An 18,848-nucleotide genomic window follows, 5' to 3' on the forward strand; every position below is an offset into this window, starting at 1 on the left:
GGAAGAAAAAGGAGTCTTAGAGTTGAATGGGGTTTGACTGGTAAAAAAGTAAAAATAGGCAAAAAACAACCCCCGCCTCTGGGTTTTCCAGCAGCGGGGGCGTAAGCGTCGGATGCAGCTTGCCTAGGTGGGTTCAGGTTCGTGCCTGCTCCTCCCGCTATCGATATAGATTTCTAAACGCGACTGATTTTGAATAAGTCTAAAACTGCGATCGCCCGGATTTGGATTGACGACATCAGTGCCCATGGGGTGATTCTCTGGCTTTTTAGCATCGCCACCATTCCACAGCCCCGCGATCGCCGGACTCCCGATGATGGACTGGCAATACAATGGGCTAGATAGGGCTGAGAGAGTCAACATAGGACGTGGAGTTTCAATTTTGTTATTAATATACTACAAGATGTAGCATCTATTTGTCTACCTTTAGAGGAATCAGTGCGATCTCCGTGCATTCCTGAAAAATGCAAAAATCGCTCATCCAACTGGAGGAAGGCTAAGGTTAGAAGGAACGGGCACCCTAGTTTTAGGGGGTGTTTAAAGCAGCATTAAACTGGGCTAAAGCAGCGACACGGCGACGGTGCAGTTTAGAAAATTGAAATTTTTCAGTATCTATATTTGTTTGGGGGCGTATGGGGCTAAATCAACCGACTCAATACTGGCGGACGGTGACTGCGATCGCGGCAATCGCAGGATTGATCGTCGCCACGGTTGAAATGGCTATTTGGAAAGTGATGGAGTCCCAAATTCCTACTATTGCTCAAGCGGGCTTTTGGGTGCAGGCTGCAATGATTGGCATTCCAGTGATTTGTAGTGTGGTTGCCGTTGGTTTATCGGCATTTTTTTTGGCTAGTTTTCGGATGTCAGTTCAGGGTTGTGAAAATCGGTTTCGGGCTATTTTTGAAGGAACTGCGATCGGTATCGGGTTAGATGACCTGGAGGGCAAAATTGTGGAAAGCAATAGCGCTCTACAAACGATGCTGGGCTACAGTCATGAAGAGCTTGCCAGTATGACCTTTTCGCATTTCACCCATCCCGATGATGTGGCGATCGATGAAGAGTTTTTTGGCGAAATGATTGCGGGCGATCGCAACTCTTACCAAATTGAAAAACGCCATATTAATAAAGATCAGCAGTTGCGCTGGATCAGGCTAACCAATTCTCTCATTCGGGATGAGGTGAACAAGCCGCGTTACACCGTTGCGGTTGTTGAAGACATTACCGCCTTAAAGCAAGCTCAAGAAAGCATTCAGCTTTATAGCGACATTGTAAAACGGATGCAGCTTGGGCTGTTGGTTTGGCAAATGTGTGACCCAAATGATGTGCGATCGCTGCGGTTAGTTGAGTGCAATCCTGCTGCTCGACAAATCTTGCAAATTGCAGCAACCCATGAAGAGTTGATCGGTCAGCCTTTGGCGGCGCTTTTTCCAGAGTTATTAGAAACCGATATTCCCGCGATCTACGCGGAGGTGATCCGATCAGGTCAAGGTCGAGATTTGTGTGAAGGATGCTATGGCGATACGACCAGTCAGCAGGTTTTTGCAATGAAAGCGTTTCCTTTGCCCAACCACTGCATTGGGTTAGTCGTTGAAGATATCACTCAGCGCAAGCAGGCAGAGGATGCCTTACAACACAGCGAAGCCCGCTTTCGGGTCGTAGCAGAAACCGCCGCTTGCATGTTTTTGATTTTTCAAGGGAAGGCACTTCGCTATGCCAATCCAGCAGCAGAAACCATTAGTGAATATTCTCGTGAAGAGTTGATGGCGATGCCTTTTTGGGATACCGTTCATCCTGATTTTCGAGACATGGTGCGCGATCGCGGTTTAGCCAGACAAAGCGGCGCAGCCCTACCCAATCGATATGAATTTAAAATTCTGACCAAATCGGGAAATGAACGCTGGCTAGATGCCACCGCTGGATTAATTACTTTGGAGGGTAACCCCGCCGTGTTAGCGACAGGCTATGACATTACCGAACGCAAACAGGCTGAGGAGCAACTGCAACTCGCGGCGGATCGGGAGCGGTTGCTCTGGGAAATTTCCTTGCGAATTCGGAGTTCGCTGAACCTAGAGGAAATTTTGCAAACAACAGTGGCCGAGGTGCGCCAGTTTTTGCAGGCAGATCGGGTGGTGATTGGCGGTTTTGAGTCGGGGGAATGCTGTCGTACAGTTGCAGAATCCGTTGGCGATGGTTGGAAGCCTGCTTTGGGTTGGGAAGTTGAAGCCTGCAAGATTGCGGAAATCAAACAGCTATTTGAGCCAGACACCGTTCGTGTCATCCACAACACAGAGGATGTTGAAAAAACTGCTTTTGTCTGGGAATATTACACGCGCTGCCAAGTCAAAGCGGATATGGGGATTCCCATTGTGCTCAATGGCGAAATGTTTGGCGTGTTAGCGGTAAACCAGTGTTCCGCGCCGCGCCATTGGCATCCCTTTGAAGTGGATTTGCTCAAAAAATTGGGCACTCAAGTTGAAATTGCCATTCAGCAAGGGCAGTTGTATCAACAGTTGATCGCATTAGCAAGCAATTTGGAATCTCAAGTGGAAGATCGCACCGTGGAATTACAGCGGCGCATGCAAGAGTTACAAAACCTGAATGAAGTGAAAGATTTGCTGCTGCACGCGGTTTCCCATGACTTACGAACGCCGATCCAGGGAACGCTGATGGTGCTGAACCATCTCCGCAGCAAAGATTGTGAATCGGTGTCGGTGACTCGCTCCATGCTGGATTGCATGATTTCTAGCAGCGATCGCCAACTGAGTCTGCTCAACTCCTTGATGGAAGCTCACGCCGATACTCAGGCAACGCTAACCCTGAACCGTGAACTCATTGATCTATCCCAAGTTTTTGAGCAGGCGATCGCCGCTCAATCTGCGCTGTTGAGCAAAAATGAGGCGACAATTGTCAATCAGATTCCGCTAGACTTGTCGCCCATTAATGCTGATCCGATTAAGCTCCAGCAAGTTTTAGAAAATCTGCTTGCCAACGCGGTAAAACATAATCCACCTGATCGCACTATCACCCTCACTGCCACTTTTGATCCTGAAGACTTTCCAAACTCCCTCTATTGCACCGTGACCGATGATGGCACAGGCATGACTCAAGTCCAGTGCGATCGCCTGTTTCAACTCTATGCCCGTGGCTTAGATCAACCCCATCTCACGGGCATTGGGGTCGGGCTTTATCGCTGTCATCAAATTATTTCTGCTCATGCAGGCAAAATTGGCGTTCATAGTAAACCCGGTAAAGGCTCAACACTTTGGTTTACACTGCCATACTCATAACGAGGTCAATCTGATTTGGCTAGGGCTTCCGAAGCCAGTCAGGTTGGTGGCAGTTGCTCAAGGATAAAAAATGGCACCGCGCTGGCTCAAATCTAATATGATGCTTCTTGTTAGCCCCAAATTTTGACCAAATAGTGTTCGGGTAACGGTAGCGCCAATCAAGTTTGTTGCTTGCAAATTTGCACGACGCAAATCGCAGTTGCTTAAATCGACTCCGTAAAGGTTGGCACCGCTTAAATCAGCCCCATTTAAGTCGGCACGGCGCAAGTTAGCATGATTTAAGGACGCTTCGCTTAAATTAGCGCGTTCTAAAACAGCAGCGGTCAAGTTTGCCCGACCCATCTCTGCCCGACTTAAATTCGCTTGCGTTAGATTGGCACGGGTCAAATCTGCATTCGTCAGGGCAATCCCCAAGGCATTGACTCTAGTCAAATTGGCTCCCACCAAATTAGCGTTATTCAGATTGGCACCAATCAAGCTGGCTGACACCAAAAAGGCACCCAATAATCGAGCATCTTCCAAATTGGCATTGATTAAGTTGGCTCCAGACAGATCGGTGCTGATAAAGTTAGCTCCCACAAGCTGGGCAGAGTGCAAGTCAACCCACTTGAGGTCGGCTCCAGAAAAATCTTCAGTAGGACGTAGTCCCACCAATTTTGCTAGCTCAAAAAAGTCTTCAGTGTCTGCCTTCGCAACCAGTTGAGTTAAATCGTAAAGTTTCTGAAAAGACTGATCGGTTGACATATTTTGGTTGAACTGACCAGAGAGGGTGGAGCTATGATCCATAACACTCCAAGTGGTGACGTTAGCAGAATCAACAGTAGTCAGTACATATCCTGAAATTTAGCTGAAAATATGCAATCCGTTAGGCGATCGCACATCCAAATCTTTTGCCCTCTAAACCCCAGATTGTTTGTAAAGCTGCGACAAATCGAACGTATTTTGGAAAAATTGTGCCCAAACTAGCGTAATTACCTAGATTCTAATTTTTTCTAAACAAGAATGGGTTCACTTCTGTGAACCCATTAATAAGTTTTTTAATAAAGATAGGTGTGGGAGTGTAAAAACTCGCTTCCCAATAAAAATTTAATCTAAATTGCCTTGAGACCATAACTGGATCAACTGCTCAACCATTGCTCGTTTGTTAGGACTCATCTCTGCACAAAGAGTTTCTTTTAATTGAGCTATGGCTGCTTCCGATCTATCAACTGTGGCGCTGCGCTCTTTCCTCCGGGAGAAACTGGGGTTGAAGGAGTTGTGATGGGAAGGGAGCGAGTGCAGTTGAAGATGTGGCTGAAACATTGCTATATCCTAAAGCTAGTTTAACTGGTAAAAATAAATACTCAATTTTTAAAGACTAATTGAGCAATATCTGGAGCTAGTAGCGAACTTTGTGCAGTATATCAACTGCTAGTTGTGAATGGTCAATGCCTAAAGACCTAAAACCTAACGAGAGACTTCAAAGTCTTGAATTGCTGACTTAACAGAACTCTGTGTTTCGGCAAAATGACTACAGCACGAACGTAACATTCCCTTTGTGGCTATGTCTCTAAGAAAATCGAATCTTTAAAAATCAGCCTTTAATTCAGACTTTCCTTAATTAAAGATTTATCTCTTTAAGTTACTTGAAGCAGGTCGCGATCACCTCACCCATTCGGGGAAACTAACCAACCCTCCTGGTTCAGCCTTTTTTATCAGCTATCTCTATTTTAACCACTGCTTTTGAAATGAAACGTTTTGGGGACTTGTAGCGCCAAAGTGAGGGCGCGGGCTGCCATAAAAAGGGTCAGGGCAAACCAGAGAAGCTGGACGTTTTGCAAGAATCCAGCGATCGCGGCAATGGGCGCAAAGCCGACCAAGGTTGCAATCAACGCCGATTTTTGAATGATTTGAGCCTGGGTGAGTCCGAGGAAGTACCCATCCAGCATGTAGGCAATGGAGCCAAATCCAAGAATCCCTAAGAGCCAAGGCACCTGTCCGCGAATCAGTTCCACGATTTCAGGATGATTGGTTAACAGTCCAAATAAAAAGCTGGGCGCTGCCATGAAAGCGATCGCAAAGGTGAGTCCCAACCCTAAACTGGTGAGCCCCGATACGCGCACCAGCAACGCCAGGTTATCGAGATTATTTTTTCCATAAAACACCCCTGCCATGGTTTCGGTGGCAAACGCCAAGCCATCAATAAAATAGGCGGCTAAAGACACTACTTGCAGCATCAGGGCATTGGCGATCAGGATCGCGGTGCCCATAGTGGAACTTAGATTGGTGAAGACAGCAAACGTTGAAACAAAAGCAAAGGTGCGGATGACGATCGCCCCATTCAGGGTAAACGAGGCTTGCAGCGCGGTCGTATCCAGCAATCGTTGGCGGAGGTGAGGCAGGTTCCAGGTGAGGGTGCGATCTCGCCCAATCAGCAAGATGCCGACGAACACCATCAAATATTGACTCACGGTGGTGGCGCTTCCGGCTCCAACACTTTGCCAACCCCACTGCACCACGAATAGGTATTCCAATATAATCTTGCTGCCATTGCTCACAGCGGATAGCAGCAGCACTTTTGAGCTTTGTTCTCGCCCTAAAAACCAACCCACTAGGGTCATATTGATCAGTGTGGCAGGCGCTCCCCAAATTAAGGCGCTGTAATAGGCTTGTCCCGATGCTTTCACTTCGGCGGAGGCATTGAGTAAGGCAAATCCGATGATTCGCAGCGGCTCTTGTAGCAAGACCATACCCACTCCAGCAATCAGGGCAATCGACCCATTGCGTAGCCCAATCAGCATCACCTCGTCGAGATCATCTCGCCCGATCGCCTGAGCTGTTAGCCCCGTAGTCCCCATGCGAAGAAAGCCGAATGTCCAGTACAGGTAGTTAAATAGCACGGTTGCCAGGGCAACTCCTGCCAAGGGATGGATATCTGGCAAGTGCCCCAAAAATGCCATATCTAGCAGACTTGCTAAGGGCACCATCAAGTTTGATAAGACATTGACCGCTGCCAAACGAAAGAATCGCGAATAAAAAGCGCGATCGCCTGACTCATTCACCGCTGACATTTATTGCTTCGCATAAGAATATCTACAATTCCACCACAGGATTCAGCCCCACAAAACTCATTCACAGTTGTTTTTATTTCAATAGACGTTTGTATACCAAGAAACATCTACTAATGAACTTCTTTGCCATGGTATACCGTATCCAATCAATGGATTTTACTCATCGCTGCTCGCTTTTTTGGTTTTTAGGGTCAGTATTACTGATGGCTATCCAGTCGATTTTAGTTGAATCCTAGAACATTGAGGCTCGTTTCTCATAGGTGTGTGTTGGTGTCAACATTTGACGGGGCAATATGGGCTACTCCTTTGATTTTTCGGTGATTTGGGACAACATTGGACTGTTTGTTGCCGGTGCCTTACTAACGTTTAGAGTTTCAATTATTGCGATCGCATTCGGCTTAATTTTCGGTATTGCTGGCGCATTATTCAGAACGTCAGGCAACAAAATTCTCAACCGACTGACCCTGGCATACGTCGAGGTCATTCGCAACACGCCCTTTCTGATTCAACTCTTTTTCATTTTCTTTGGTTTACCCAAATTAGGCATTCGCTTGAATGCTGAGCAAGCCGCCATTCTCTCCCTAGCGTTCAATTTTGGAGCTTACGCCACTGAAATTATTCGATCGGGGGTGGAGAGTATTCATAAAGGGCAGATTGAAGCAGGCATGGCGCTTGGCTTTAAACCCCTACAAATTTTTCGGCACATTATTCTGACACCAGCCCTAGCAAATATTTATACGGCTTTGATTGGACAGGTAATCCTGGCTGTGCTGTTTACCAGCGTCATTTCTCAAATTGCGGCAGAAGATCTGACCTTCGCGGGTGATTTTCTCAACTCCCGCACCTTCCGCAGCTTTGAAATCTATTTCATGGTTTCTCTGTTTTACCTTGCCATTGTTTGGGTGATTAAAGGCATGGGCTACTGGGTAGAACGGCGCTTTTTTGGATTTGCAAAATACTCTCGACGGTAGGTTTTAATCATAGGGATAAAAATTATGGGTGACGACTTTACCTTAGGACGCATCGTCCTTAATCTCCTGATTGCCACCAAGTGGACAATTATTCTCTCCCTGATTGCGTTTTTGGTAGGTGGCATTGTGGGCTTTCTGGTGATGTTGATGCGAATATCACCGATCAAACCGGTGCAATTCCTCAGTTGGCTCTATGTGGAATTTTTTCAGGGTACACCGCTGCTGCTGCAACTATTTCTCGCCTTTTTTGGCATTTCGGTGGTATTCGGGGTTAATCTATCCCCCCTAGCCGCCGCTACTCTGGCTCTAACGGTGTTTACCAGTTCTTTCTTGGCAGATATCTGGCGCGGTGCGATCGAGGTGTTACCCAAGGGTCAGTGGGAAGCGGCTTCGGTACTGGGGCTTAACTATTTTCAGCAGCTTCGATTTGTGATTTTGCCGCAGGCGATCAAGCTGGCGATCGCGCCAACTGTTGGCTTTCTGGTGCAAGTGATTAAAGGCACCTCCTTGGCATCGGTGATTGGGTTTACGGAACTTTCCCGTGCGGCGGCACAGATCAATAATGTGACCCTGCAACCGCTGTTAGTGTTCTCCATTGCCGGGGTGATTTATTTCTTGCTGTGCTATCCCCTGTCTCTGTGGAGCCAGCGAATTGAGCAACGTCTAACTTAGAACGCGAGATCGGTGAAAACTATGGTGCCAAAGATGTTGCCAAATTGGTTGCAAAAGACATTGCAAAAGAAAGAGTTTAGAACCGCGATCGCGCTATTTTTTGCCAGTCTGTTTTTTACAGTCGGGGTGAGTGCCTGTTCTGGTCCCTCGGTGAAATCGACCAAATTGGATGCCTCCGCAGCGGCGGTGCAGCGTCCCAATGCCGTTGATCCCGCGATCGCGCTGAAAGAGGTGATTCAGCGGGGGGAAGTGAAGATCGCGGTTCCCGATGACTTTCCGCCCTTTGGCTCCATTGATGCCGAGATGAATGTGCGCGGATACGACATTGATGTGGCAAGACTCGTCGCTGACGGCATCGGAGTCAAATTGCAATTGGTGCCCGTCATCGGCAACTACCGGATTCCCTTTCTGCAAACGAACCGGGTGGATATGGTGATTTCCAGCCTAGGAAGAAACAAAGATCGAGAGAAAATCATTAGTTTTTCAATTCCCTATGCCCCGTTCTACTCTGGCATCTATGGTGGAGCCGATCTAAAAGCAGCAGATTACGCCGCTCTGTCAGGACATACCGTGGGGGTAACGCAAGGCGCATTGGAGGATCTCGAACTGACGAAAAACTTGACGGAAGGGAAGATTCAGGGAGTCACGGTGAAGCGATTTGCCAACAACAGCTTGACGGCTTCGGCGCTGGTTTCTCGACAAGTAGAATTGATTGCCACTGGAAATGTCGTTGCCAATAAACTGATACGCAACAATCCCGACAACCGAATTCAGCAAAAGTTTGTGATGAAGAATTCCCCCTGCCATGTGGGGTTGCGGCAGGGCGATGTGCAGTTGCTGGAGAAAGTAAACAGCATTCTCACCAGCGCGCGTCAGTCGGGCGAACTCGACAACCTGTCAAAAAAATGGTTTGGTGAGCCACTGGGCGATCTGCCAACGTCTTAAGTCAGTTTCATTCAAGCATTAAGGCTCATTCACCCATTAAGGAGCAGGCATGACTCAATTTGAGGTCAATGGAAACAGAGCTACGGCAGAAACGGGACCCGCGATCGTGGCTCGTGATGTGGAAAAGTGGTACGACAATGGCTTTCATGTGTTGAAGGGCGTGAGCCTCACCGTCAATACCGGGGAAGTCGTGGTGGTGATGGGTCCATCTGGCTCCGGCAAATCTACCTTCATCCGCACCTTCAATGCCCTGGAACCGTTTCAAAAAGGCAGCATTGAAATTGATGGCATTCCCCTAACTCCCAACATGAAAAATGTGGATGTGATTCGCCGTGAAGTGGGGATGGTGTTCCAACAGTTCAATTTGTTTCCCCATCTGACGGTGCTGCAAAATGTAATGCTGGCACCGATTCAGGTGCGGAAATGGACGAAAGCCAAGGCACAGGAGACGGCAACTCAGTTGTTAGACCGGGTGGGAATCTTGCATCAAGCAGATAAGTATCCGGCTCAACTATCGGGCGGTCAGCAGCAGCGGGTGGCGATCGCCCGTGCCCTGGCAATGCAACCGAAAGTCATGTTATTTGATGAACCGACTTCTGCGCTTGATCCAGAAATGGTTCAGGAAGTCTTGCAGGCGATGCGAACCCTGGCAACTTCTGGGATGACGATGGTGTGTGTGACTCACGAAGTGGGCTTTGCGCGGGAAGTCGCCGACCGAATCGTATTTTTAGCGGATGGCTTGCTGGTGGAAGATACGACTCCTAACGAGTTTTTTAATAACCCTAAGAGCGATCGCACTAAAAAGTTTCTCTCGCAGATTCTGCATTAAAGATAGGACATTAAATACCTGCCGCAGGTTGGATTGCACCCTAAAAATCAATCTGCAAAACCAATCTGCAAAACGAAAGTCTTGCTGGATGCTTGACCTGTTTTTTGTTTTTTTGATTTCAGTGTGAGGATTTGACTAGCCATGTTTACTCATTTCAATCGTGTTCTTCTGCTCACTTCAACGCTCTTAAGCCTCAACAGCATCACCGTTGCAACCACAGTCCAAGCTGAAACTTCCAAGGCTGAAAATCCCAGCAGTTCTACGTTGCAGCAGACTTTGCAACAGGTTGATCGTTATGAAGCTGAAGGAGAAACGGTGGATGCCATGAGCCAAGTCACCTCTGTATCTCAGCTAACGGATGTGAAGCCGACCGACTGGGCATTTCAAGCCTTGCAATCCCTAGTAGAACGATATGGTTGCATTGTGGGCTATCCCGATAAAACCTATCGCGGCAACCGTGCCCTGACTCGCTATGAATTTGCAGCGGGTCTCAATGCTTGTTTAGATAAGATCCAAGAATTGATTGCCGCCGCCACTGCCGATTTTGTCAAAAAGGAAGATCTGGAAATCGTCAAAAAGCTGCAAGAAGAATTTGCCGCCGAGTTGTCAGCCTTACGCGGACGAGTGGAATCGCTGGAAGTCCGCACGGCGACTTTAGAAAAGCAGCAGTTTTCAACCACTACCAAACTCAACGGTCAGGTGATCTTTGCGGTGACGGATGCGTTTGGCGGTGCCAGCCGCAATGGTCAGGATGACAACTACAACACGACCTTCAGCGATCGCGTCCGGCTCAACTTCAACACCAGTTTTACTGGAAAAGATTTGCTCACCACGCGGATTCAGGCAACCAACGTCATCGACCCTCGTTCTGTAACCGATACGGCTCCTGGCAATGAAGCTCGTCTCAGTTTTCAATCGGGCAGTGACACCAGCAATGCAGCGTTTTTGAGTCTGCTCCGCTATCAGTTTTTGGTGGGTGATGCCGTCAAGATCGTGATTGCTACCAGCAGCAACATCGGGTTTATTGATGTGTTGGATGATATCGTCAATCCCTTGGCAAGTGACTCGCAGGCAGCCATTTCGCGCTTTGGTCGATACAATCCGATCTATCGACTGGGGTTTGATACGGGCGGTGCCGCCAATATCCGACTCAGCAAACACTTCAAGCTAGAGGTTGGGTATCTAGCCAGTGAAGCCAGTAATCCCGGACGAGGCGCTGGCTTGTTTAATGGCAACTATGCGGCGCTTGCCCAACTGGTTTACACGCCTCCCTTTGGCACCGTTGCCTTCACCTACGTCAATGCCTACAGTGACAGCGGACTCAATCATGGGACAGGCAGTGCCTTATCCAATTTGGGTGGACGGGCAATTTATTCCAACTCCTTCGGGATTCAGGCAAACTTCAAGCTCAGTCCAAAGTTTCAGTTAGGCGGTTGGGTCGGCTATATGGATGCAGAAGCCAGAACGAGTGCCGTGCGCGGCAATGCGGATGTATGGAACTATGCCGTTACCCTGGCATTTCCTGATTTGCTGAAAAAAGGTAATTTGGGCGGAATTATTGTGGGTATGGAACCCAAGCTCACAGGCAGCGATCGCCTGCTGAGTGGTCTGACTCGCCGCCAAGATGCCGATACCGGACTGCACATCGAAGCCTTTTACCGATATGCCATCAACGACAATCTTTCAATCACCCCTGGTATCGTCTGGCTAACGGCTCCCAACCACAACAATGACAACAAAGACATTGTGCTAGGCGTAATCCGTACTACGTTCTCGTTTTAGGCTTCCTGCTAATTCATCGGACTTCAGCCTCTTACCTGTTATTAATCAGTGAGAGGCTTTTTCACAAGAAAATGTTGATATATATTTGCACTATGAGCAAGATTTTGTTATATTAGATACAGAAATAAATCGTTCATCCTTAAAAGTACATAACCACATTAGCTTTGAGAGACGGAAGTAAGGAAAATCCTGAAGGAACGCGCCTCCTATTCACTTCAACGACCTAGAGGCAGGTATCATGAAATTCTTGAATCAAAACACAAATACTCAAGCTCAATATGTCAATCCTCAAACGGCGGCGTTCATGCTGTCTTATGGATTTTCAGGTAAGAAAAATTCTTTTCAATGGGCAAGAACCAGTCAGCCCTTGGTCAAGCCCGCTGAGCATCAAGTTTGAGTCGTTTGACTAAATTCTTACCTTTAATCGGAGCCGATTCTTAAAATTACAGAGTCGGCTTTTTTTTTGCGCGTTTGACTCCGGTTTCAAAAGTACCTGTATAGCCGATATAAGGGAGTTGGAAGTGGTTTTAATGCTTGGAGCAGAGCGCTCCTGTAACAGATAATAGGAAGGCAAAGATTGGAAAGACCCCTGTGAACTGCGATCGCCTGCTTAGCGCTTACGACTATATCCTTCCCACTGAACGCATTGCCCAAACTCCGGCTGTGCCGAGAGATCAGGCTCGATTGCTGGTGGTCAAAGGAGATTCGCAGCAAGCTCATAGCATCTTTCGGGATTTGCCCAACTGGTTGCGATCGGGGGATCTTTTGGTTTTGAACAATACTCGCGTCTTGCCTGCCCGTCTCCATGGTTATAAAGCGAGCGGCGTACCCGTTGAAGTGTTACTACTAGAACCTCAACCAGAGAATGAGGAACCTAGCGATGATTTTTCTCATCGTTGGCTAGCGCTGGTGAAACCAGGACGGCGCTTAAAACCGGGCGCGCAGATTTGGTTTGGGCATTCCTCAGCCGAGCCTGATTCTAGTTTGGATCTTAGGGTTTCTGCGAACGTTCTGGCAACGGATAGTGACACTAGCGGACGAATTTTGCAGTTTAACCTGCTACCGGGGCAATCGTTGCGCGAGTGGCTAGAAACCTATGGGCAAATGCCCTTACCGCCCTACATTACCAACCCTGACAGCGATCCAGCCCAATATCAAACCGTTTATGCCGATCGCCTGGGAGCCGTTGCTGCCCCCACAGCCGGGTTGCATTTCACCCCCGAACTGCTGCAAACCCTTCAGGAGCAGGGAATTCAACAAGCATTTGTAACGCTTCATGTGGGGGTGGGCACCTTTCGCCCTGTAGAAGCGGAAGACATCACCGTTCACCAGATGCATTCAGAATGGGCAGAAGTGCCCTTAGAAACTGTGGAACTAATTCGCAAAACGAAAGCAGCGGGCGGGCGAGTGATTGCCGTGGGCACGACTGCGGTGCGATCTCTCGAAGCCGCTGCCCAAACGGGAACTATCCAGCCGTTTAAGGGGAAAACCAACCTGTTTATTTATCCGGGCTATGAATGGCGAGTAGTGGAAGGATTGATTACCAATTTTCATCTACCCAAATCTAGCTTGCTAATGTTGGTGAGTGGATTGATTGGGCGATCGCGGTTGCTGGATCTGTACGAACAGGCGATCGCGGCAGACTATCGCTTTTACTCCTTCGGCGATGCCATGCTGATTTTGCCAGAAGCGAGAATTAGGGGCTAGGTTTCGGGGGTAATGTTTCAAACTTGTTGTTTTCGATAATAAAGATTACCTTGATAAAAGACTCAAAGATTGCGGAGACTCAAGCATGGTTTTAGAGCCGATTGACTGCCCTCAATGTGATGGAGTCGAAGTGATCAAACACGGCACCACTCCAGACGGCAAACAGCGCTATTTTTGTCAAAACACCCAGTGCCATCGGCGCCCCTTTATTTTGCGGTATGAGTATCAAGGATATGTGCCGGAAGTCAAGCAACAAATTAGCGATATGGCGATCAATGGTAGCGGCATCCGAGATACTGCCCGTGTGCTTCATATTAGTCCGACTACCGTGATTAAGGAGTTAAAAAAAAGAGTGTCAACTCAAAGCGGTGAATGAAGCTAAACTCGCCCAACTAGAACCTACTCAAAGCATCGTCAAGCTCTGCTAGTGGGAGGATACAGAAGCAGAAGCCGATGAAATGTGGAGTTTTGTTGAGTCTAAAGCACAACAACGATGGCTGTGGCACGCCATTGACCATGCTAGTGGCACAGTATTGGCTTATGTCTTAGCATCGCATCAAGATGAGGCGTTTATCCAACTGAAAATCTTGTTAGAACCATTCGGGATTATGCAGTTTTACACCGATGGTTGGGGAGCTTATGAAAGACACCTCGATCCAAGTCTTCACACCGTTGGTAAACGTAATACTCAGAAGATTGAGCGCAAGCCTTTAACCTGACGGACTCGAATTAAAAGATTGGCTCGCAAAACCATTTGCTTTTCCAAGTCCGTTGTGATGCATGACATTGTGATTGGACTGTTCCTTAACCGTTATGAGTTTGGCTTACCTATCTAACCTGAAACAACAACTCTAGAACACGACCCCAGACTGCATTCAAATTTTAGAGACAAGCCGCTTAAGCCTTTTGCTTGCCAGACGTTTCGGATTTCTAGAACTGCAACTTAAATGACGATTGACTTATTCCGTCCCGATCCCTGAAACCTGCCCCTCTTTTTAACCAATATTCAGCGGATCAACATCGATGGTGAAGCTGACCGAACTAGGGCAGAGATCTCGTAGGCTAGAGAGAAATGAAGCAGCGATCGCCACGGTTGCCGGAACTTTGAGCAAAATTTGCCAGCGATACCGACGGGCAACGCGCTCAATTGGAGCCGCCGCCGGACCCAATCTTTCTACTCCTTGCTCTTCCAACGCCTGTAGCGCCGCCGCAATCTGTGCCGCTGTTGTTTGAACAATACCGGGGCTTAGTCCACTGAACTTGAGCAAAATCAGGCGACCATAGGGTGGATAGTTCAGCATTGCCCGCTGCTCAAGTTCGGTTTGGATAAAGGATTCGTACTGGTGCTGCTGTACAGCGGCGATGACGGGATGATCGGGGGAGTAGGTTTGCAGGATGACTCGACCAGGGAGATCGCCCCGCCCACAGCGCCCCGCCACCTGAGTCAACACCTGAAAAGTCCGTTCGCTAGCCCGATAGTCCGATAAATGCAGCAACCCGTCGGCTGCCACAATGCCCACCAGAGTCACTTGGGGCAGATCAATTCCCTTGGTGAGCATCTGAGTACCCACCAGCAAATCGGCTTCCCCTTGGGCAAACCGGGTCAGCAGCGATCGATGGGCACCTTTGGTTCGGGTGGTGTCGCTGTCAAACCTGAGGACTCGTAGCACCGGGAATTCTTGCTCTAATGCTTGCGTGACTCGCTGAGTGCCGCTGCCAAAATGTTTGAAATAGGGTGACTGACAGTCTGGGCAGACCTCTGGATGAGCCTGAGTATAGTTACAGTAGTGGCAGCGAAGCACAGGACGTGCCTCAGCATGGGTCTGGTGATAGGCAAGAGACACATCACAATGGGGGCACATGACCACATAGCCACAGCTTCGACAGGATACAAAGGTGCTGTGTCCTCGTCGCTGAATAAACAAAATTCCCTGTTCGCCGGACTCGTGCAAGTGATTGAGCGCCGTTTGCAAGGCTTGACTAAAGATCGAGCGATTGCCCCGTCCCAATTCCTGACGCATATCTACTACTTCGATCGCAGGCATCGGACGAGCCTGAACGCGAGTTGGCAGCGAAAGGTAAACAGGATTGCTCTTCTGACTATTCAGCCCTTCGTTCTGCTTGACTGCGAGCCAAGTCTCTAAGGAAGGGGTGGCTGATCCAAGAATCAGAGGACAGTCTTCTAACTCAGCCCGCCACTGGGCAACGGTGCGAGCGTGATAGCAAGGGGAAGGCTGATCTTGCTTAAAGCTGCTGTCGTGTTCTTCATCTAAAATAATCAAGCCCAAGTTGGACAGGGGCGCGAAAATGGCAGAGCGGGTGCCAATCACCACCTGTGCCGTGCCTGTAAGCAGTTGCCGCCATGTGTCGTAACGCTCCCCTTCTGATAAAGCACTGTGATAAACGCACACCCGATCGCCAAATCGAGCGCGAAAGCGATCAGTCAACTGGGGCGTTAAGCCAATCTCAGGCACCAAGACGATCGCCGATTTTCCTTGATGCAGCAGCGGCGCGATCGCTTGAAGATAGACCTCCGTTTTACCCGATCCAGTCACCCCATGCAGCAATACCGAGGTATAGCCCGTTAGAGTCTGAATCCTAGTCAGCGCAATCTCCTGATCGGGGGTTAAAGCTTTAGGCACATCCGGCACAGTACTGATCCCCGACTCCGATCTCAACACTTCTCGCGGCTGAATCACCAGGTATCCTTTTTGGGCGATCGCCTTCAGCGTCGTGGAACTGGTTTGACATAGCGCCAGCAGATCGGTCAGCCAAAGCTCTCCTCCCTGACGCTGCAACACGCGCAACACTTCTTGCTGACGAGGACTTAATAGCGCCACATCGGCGTGATCAACCAGTATCACCGCCTGCCGCTGCTTGGGGCGAATGGGAGTTGGAGGTTGCAAATAGCTTTCGACCCAGCCCAATTTGAGCAATTCTTGCAGCCCCCGGTAAGCATTGGGCACCTGCCGCTGTAAATATTGCCAACTATAGTCACCTGTTTTACTCGATTGAAGCAGCGTTAAAATTTGCTGAGCCACGATCGAGATCGGATCGGTCAACGGTTCCAAAAGCGGATCTTGTTCCTGCCCCCTGCCCCCTGACTTCTGATTAAGCTTGATTCGACGCTGCGATCGCCCTAGCAATCCAGTCGGCAACGCCATCCGGATCACCAGCATCAACGGCGTGCAGTAATACTCCGCCACACGCAGCAAAATTTCCCAATAAACAGGCGGGAAAAAGCCTCGTGCAACCACCCCATCAATTTCACGAATCTGAGCGAGATTCACTCCATCCGGCAACTTATCTAAGCATTGCACCACGACCCCGCCGACCTGCTGCACCCCAAACGGCACACTAAGGATGTCTCCGGGCTGCACCAATAGCCCCAGTGGCAGTCCATAGGTGAAAACTCCCTGCACCCCCGGACAATCGACCAGCACCTCGACCCAAAGCCCAATTTTCCCTGTTGATTCATCGCAGGCAGTGCCGCTAACGACGGGCAGTTCTGAGACGGGCAGTTGAGATGATAGTGAGGGTAGCAGGTGGCTTTGGGGCATTTACCCTCCAAGTAACGTAGATATTCTACAGACAGAATACACGGTAGCGATTAAATGTGAATCCGTAGAGTCTGTCTATTCTAAAGCGCCTGCTCCCGCGATCGAAATTTATTTTTAGTTACCATAATCCGGTACGTCTGGTGGCTTCAGCCTCTGTCGAATCTGTTCGATTACCCTAGCAGTCAGTTGATTCAGGGATTCATTGGGGATGTAGGGAACCTGAACATCTGCTTGGGCATACAGCGATCGCCGCTGATCCATCAGCGTTTGCAGGTGGACGCTGAGATCGGGGGATTGCTCTGAGGGTTGCAATAAGGGGCGCTGTTGATCTCCTTGCAGTCGGTGATGCAACACTGCCAATGGCACATCTAGCCACACGATAATGCCATGCCGAAGATAGCTCCAGTTTTGCTGTTTTAGCACAATCCCGCCGCCTGTAGCGATCGCCAACCGCGTATATGCCGATAATTCTGCTAGCACTTGAGTTTCTAGCACTCGAAAGCCCGACTCGCCCTCTGCGGCAAATAGATCGGGAATCGACTGCTGCGCGACTTGCTCAATCACGCTGTCCGTATCAAAAAATCGGTAGCCCAATTCTTGCGCTAAGCACTTGCTTACGGTGGTTTTCCCTGCCCCCATCATGCCAATTAGGTAGAGATTCGTGCCCTTTAAAAAATCGCCCATGGTTTCAAGATCACCTCTTTGCCAGAATATCGATTTGCCAGATCGACCGAAAAACAATATTGCAATTTAACGCGGCGATCGCGGCGCATCCCCTTCCTCATCCTCAAACCAACTATCGGGGTTGCTGGCATTGCTGGGAGTTTGGGCAGGTTCATCCTCTAGCGATCGGTAGGGTGGCACCAATACCCGGAAATCTGCATCGACCACCCGCTCAGGTTTGCCGCTATCTGATTTGCTACCCTCTGATTTGCCGCTGCTGCCACTGGATGGGTCTGGTTCGCGATAGCTGTAGGAATAGGATGAACCGGAGCGAGATCCTTGTTTTGGCTGCTGCGATGGCTCAAACCGATCGCGCGCTGGAGGCGGGGACGAAGAGACCGGGCGATCGCGGGGTGCTTCTTCCCAATCATCACTCATTCCCTGCTCCCAATCATCGAGATCGGCATCCTGAGCCGATTGTGGATTCGTTCGCTTGCTCTCTGCCGCAGACGACGACTCATAACCGCGCCAATCCTGCCAAACGGCATCGCCCTCTGCCTCGGAGGGTCTAGCTTCACGGGCTGCTGCTGCTGCCGCCGTCCTATTTTTCTCCGCAGGTGTTTTTGCAAAAGGCTCTGAAACGGAATTGCGCCGCGCCGATGATCGAACCTGAGCGCGAACTCCCTGCCCCGTTAAAAAATTGGATAGCCCCACCAAGAACGTGACGGCAAGAGTCGTCAACGCTCCTGCGGCGATCGCCCCCAACACCCACCAAGACAGCGGTAATGCCAAAGTTGGACTGCCCAAAAACACCAGTGGCAGCACCGGAGTCAGATTTTGCAGCGTGAACAGCGTCATTGCTCCCGCGATCGCCAATAGCAAGATCAAACGAAACAGCATGGTCTAACACCATCAGTAACCAGCATTCAGCTTAGCTCAGAATAAGAAGGACGGTTTGATGGGCTTATTTTTGGGCATTCTGGTTTTAGAATAAACTCAATTTGTAAAGAAACACGTCATGAGAAAAAGCTTCCTCTTTTGCATTTCCTTAGTATCTATACTGGTTGGTTTCGCACCGCACAGTTATGCAGCCGAGAAAAGATGTGGGTGGCTCCAAAATCCAACTCCTGCAAATTGGTGGTTGGTTGATAGAGATGGTACGTGGACTATTTCATCACAGGGAGGCTATCGCGCTAAGGGAATGGATGCTATCCCAGATGTATCTAAAAGGGAATATGTTGCAACAAATGGTGTTTATGGATACGCTTGCGCTTGCCTAGATGTCTTGGCTAATCGAAGATCTAAAAGAATTACAACGATTTATAAGATAAAGCAATTACCCTTAAGCACTTGCCGAAAAGATCCTGCACTGCCCAGAGAATAAG

The 18,848-nt window shown here is 49.1% G+C and carries 15 protein-coding genes, 1 pseudogene and 1 riboswitch; of the genes and pseudogenes, 11 read left to right on the forward strand and 5 right to left on the reverse strand.

Annotation, left to right across the window (positions count from 1 at the left end; translation table 11 throughout):
* The first annotated feature begins 189 nt into the window (after positions 1-189).
* Both AC1S5B_RS08675 and AC1S5B_RS08680 read left to right on the forward strand, forming a co-directional pair.
* Positions 190-342, forward strand: coding sequence for a hypothetical protein (locus AC1S5B_RS08675; protein WP_482035273.1), 153 nt, complete (start codon positions 190-192; stop codon positions 340-342).
* Positions 343-629: 287 nt separating this feature from the next.
* Positions 630-3,284, forward strand: a complete 2,655-nt coding sequence (locus AC1S5B_RS08680) for a PAS domain S-box protein (RefSeq protein ID WP_482035274.1) — start codon at positions 630-632, stop codon at positions 3,282-3,284.
* 57 nt (positions 3,285-3,341) lie between these two features.
* Here AC1S5B_RS08680 and AC1S5B_RS08685 read toward each other — a convergent pair whose 3' ends face one another.
* Together AC1S5B_RS08685 and gntT are read right to left on the reverse strand one after the other, a co-directional pair.
* Complete coding sequence (locus AC1S5B_RS08685; RefSeq protein WP_482035275.1) at positions 3,342-4,070, reverse strand: pentapeptide repeat-containing protein; 729 nt, start codon at positions 4,068-4,070, stop codon at positions 3,342-3,344.
* 923 nt (positions 4,071-4,993) lie between these two features.
* On the reverse strand, positions 4,994-6,334 hold the full coding sequence (gntT, locus tag AC1S5B_RS08690; protein ID WP_482035276.1) for a guanitoxin biosynthesis MATE family efflux transporter GntT: 1,341 nt from the start codon (positions 6,332-6,334) through the stop codon (positions 4,994-4,996).
* 293 nt (positions 6,335-6,627) lie between these two features.
* On the opposite strand from gntT, the gene AC1S5B_RS08695 reads away from it, so the two are divergent.
* The 8 genes and pseudogenes from AC1S5B_RS08695 to AC1S5B_RS08730 all read left to right on the forward strand — a co-directional run bounded on the left by AC1S5B_RS08695 (position 6,628) and on the right by AC1S5B_RS08730 (position 14,076).
* Positions 6,628-7,305, forward strand: coding sequence for an amino acid ABC transporter permease (locus AC1S5B_RS08695; RefSeq protein WP_482035277.1), 678 nt, complete (start codon positions 6,628-6,630; stop codon positions 7,303-7,305).
* A 24-nt stretch (positions 7,306-7,329) separates the two neighbouring features.
* Positions 7,330-7,977, forward strand: a complete 648-nt coding sequence (locus AC1S5B_RS08700) for an amino acid ABC transporter permease (protein ID WP_482035278.1) — start codon at positions 7,330-7,332, stop codon at positions 7,975-7,977.
* 21 nt (positions 7,978-7,998) lie between these two features.
* Positions 7,999-8,922, forward strand: a complete 924-nt coding sequence (locus AC1S5B_RS08705) for a transporter substrate-binding domain-containing protein (RefSeq protein WP_482035279.1) — start codon at positions 7,999-8,001, stop codon at positions 8,920-8,922.
* A 49-nt stretch (positions 8,923-8,971) separates the two neighbouring features.
* Positions 8,972-9,751: an amino acid ABC transporter ATP-binding protein gene (locus tag AC1S5B_RS08710; protein ID WP_482035280.1), complete on the forward strand. Its 780-nt coding sequence runs from the start codon at positions 8,972-8,974 to the stop codon at positions 9,749-9,751.
* Between the two features lie 141 nt (positions 9,752-9,892).
* Positions 9,893-11,533: an iron uptake porin gene (locus AC1S5B_RS08715; RefSeq protein ID WP_482035281.1), complete on the forward strand. Its 1,641-nt coding sequence runs from the start codon at positions 9,893-9,895 to the stop codon at positions 11,531-11,533.
* A gap of 128 nt (positions 11,534-11,661) precedes the next feature.
* Positions 11,662-11,737: riboswitch (Glutamine riboswitch) on the forward strand.
* A gap of 34 nt (positions 11,738-11,771) precedes the next feature.
* Positions 11,772-11,930 carry a hypothetical protein gene (locus AC1S5B_RS08720; RefSeq protein WP_482035282.1) on the forward strand — a complete coding sequence of 53 codons (159 nt, stop codon included), beginning with the start codon at positions 11,772-11,774 and terminating at the stop codon, positions 11,928-11,930.
* A gap of 194 nt (positions 11,931-12,124) precedes the next feature.
* Complete coding sequence (gene queA / locus AC1S5B_RS08725) at positions 12,125-13,240, forward strand: tRNA preQ1(34) S-adenosylmethionine ribosyltransferase-isomerase QueA (protein WP_482035283.1); 1,116 nt, start codon at positions 12,125-12,127, stop codon at positions 13,238-13,240.
* Positions 13,241-13,325: 85 nt separating this feature from the next.
* A pseudogene (locus AC1S5B_RS08730) lies at positions 13,326-14,076 on the forward strand (IS1 family transposase).
* Positions 14,077-14,235: 159 nt separating this feature from the next.
* On the opposite strand, the gene priA reads toward AC1S5B_RS08730, so the two are convergent.
* From priA to AC1S5B_RS08745, 3 genes are all read right to left on the reverse strand, one after another.
* Positions 14,236-16,800, reverse strand: coding sequence for a primosomal protein N' (gene priA / locus AC1S5B_RS08735; RefSeq protein ID WP_482035284.1), 2,565 nt, complete (start codon positions 16,798-16,800; stop codon positions 14,236-14,238).
* Between the two features lie 114 nt (positions 16,801-16,914).
* Positions 16,915-17,484, reverse strand: a complete 570-nt coding sequence (locus AC1S5B_RS08740; protein WP_482035285.1) for a shikimate kinase — start codon at positions 17,482-17,484, stop codon at positions 16,915-16,917.
* Between the two features lie 66 nt (positions 17,485-17,550).
* A complete protein-coding gene (locus AC1S5B_RS08745; RefSeq protein ID WP_482035286.1) occupies positions 17,551-18,363 on the reverse strand; it encodes a LapA family protein in 813 nt (270 codons plus the stop codon).
* A 118-nt stretch (positions 18,364-18,481) separates the two neighbouring features.
* Between AC1S5B_RS08745 and AC1S5B_RS08750 the strand changes: the two genes are divergently transcribed.
* A complete protein-coding gene (locus tag AC1S5B_RS08750) occupies positions 18,482-18,847 on the forward strand; it encodes a DUF4087 domain-containing protein (RefSeq protein WP_482035287.1) in 366 nt (121 codons plus the stop codon).
* Position 18,848 lies beyond the last annotated feature (1 nt).

Source organism: Leptolyngbya sp. CALU 1928 (assembly GCF_056784215.1).

Excerpts from the sequence above, each read along its gene's own strand:
- AC1S5B_RS08700 (WP_482035278.1), top strand. The coding sequence starts at position 7,330 with ATGGGTGACGACTTTACCTTAGGACGCATCGTCCTTAATCTCCTGATT.
- gntT (WP_482035276.1), bottom strand. The coding sequence starts at position 6,334 with ATGTCAGCGGTGAATGAGTCAGGCGATCGCGCTTTTTATTCGCGATTC.
- AC1S5B_RS08685 (WP_482035275.1), bottom strand. The coding sequence starts at position 4,070 with ATGGATCATAGCTCCACCCTCTCTGGTCAGTTCAACCAAAATATGTCA.
- AC1S5B_RS08720 (WP_482035282.1), top strand. The coding sequence starts at position 11,772 with ATGAAATTCTTGAATCAAAACACAAATACTCAAGCTCAATATGTCAAT.
- AC1S5B_RS08750 (WP_482035287.1), top strand. The coding sequence starts at position 18,482 with ATGAGAAAAAGCTTCCTCTTTTGCATTTCCTTAGTATCTATACTGGTT.
- AC1S5B_RS08710 (WP_482035280.1), top strand. The coding sequence starts at position 8,972 with ATGACTCAATTTGAGGTCAATGGAAACAGAGCTACGGCAGAAACGGGA.
- AC1S5B_RS08695 (WP_482035277.1), top strand. The coding sequence starts at position 6,628 with ATGGGCTACTCCTTTGATTTTTCGGTGATTTGGGACAACATTGGACTG.
- AC1S5B_RS08745 (WP_482035286.1), bottom strand. The coding sequence starts at position 18,363 with ATGCTGTTTCGTTTGATCTTGCTATTGGCGATCGCGGGAGCAATGACG.
- priA (WP_482035284.1), bottom strand. The coding sequence starts at position 16,800 with ATGCCCCAAAGCCACCTGCTACCCTCACTATCATCTCAACTGCCCGTC.
- AC1S5B_RS08715 (WP_482035281.1), top strand. The coding sequence starts at position 9,893 with ATGTTTACTCATTTCAATCGTGTTCTTCTGCTCACTTCAACGCTCTTA.
- AC1S5B_RS08705 (WP_482035279.1), top strand. The coding sequence starts at position 7,999 with ATGGTGCCAAAGATGTTGCCAAATTGGTTGCAAAAGACATTGCAAAAG.
- AC1S5B_RS08740 (WP_482035285.1), bottom strand. The coding sequence starts at position 17,484 with ATGGGCGATTTTTTAAAGGGCACGAATCTCTACCTAATTGGCATGATG.
- AC1S5B_RS08680 (WP_482035274.1), top strand. The coding sequence starts at position 630 with ATGGGGCTAAATCAACCGACTCAATACTGGCGGACGGTGACTGCGATC.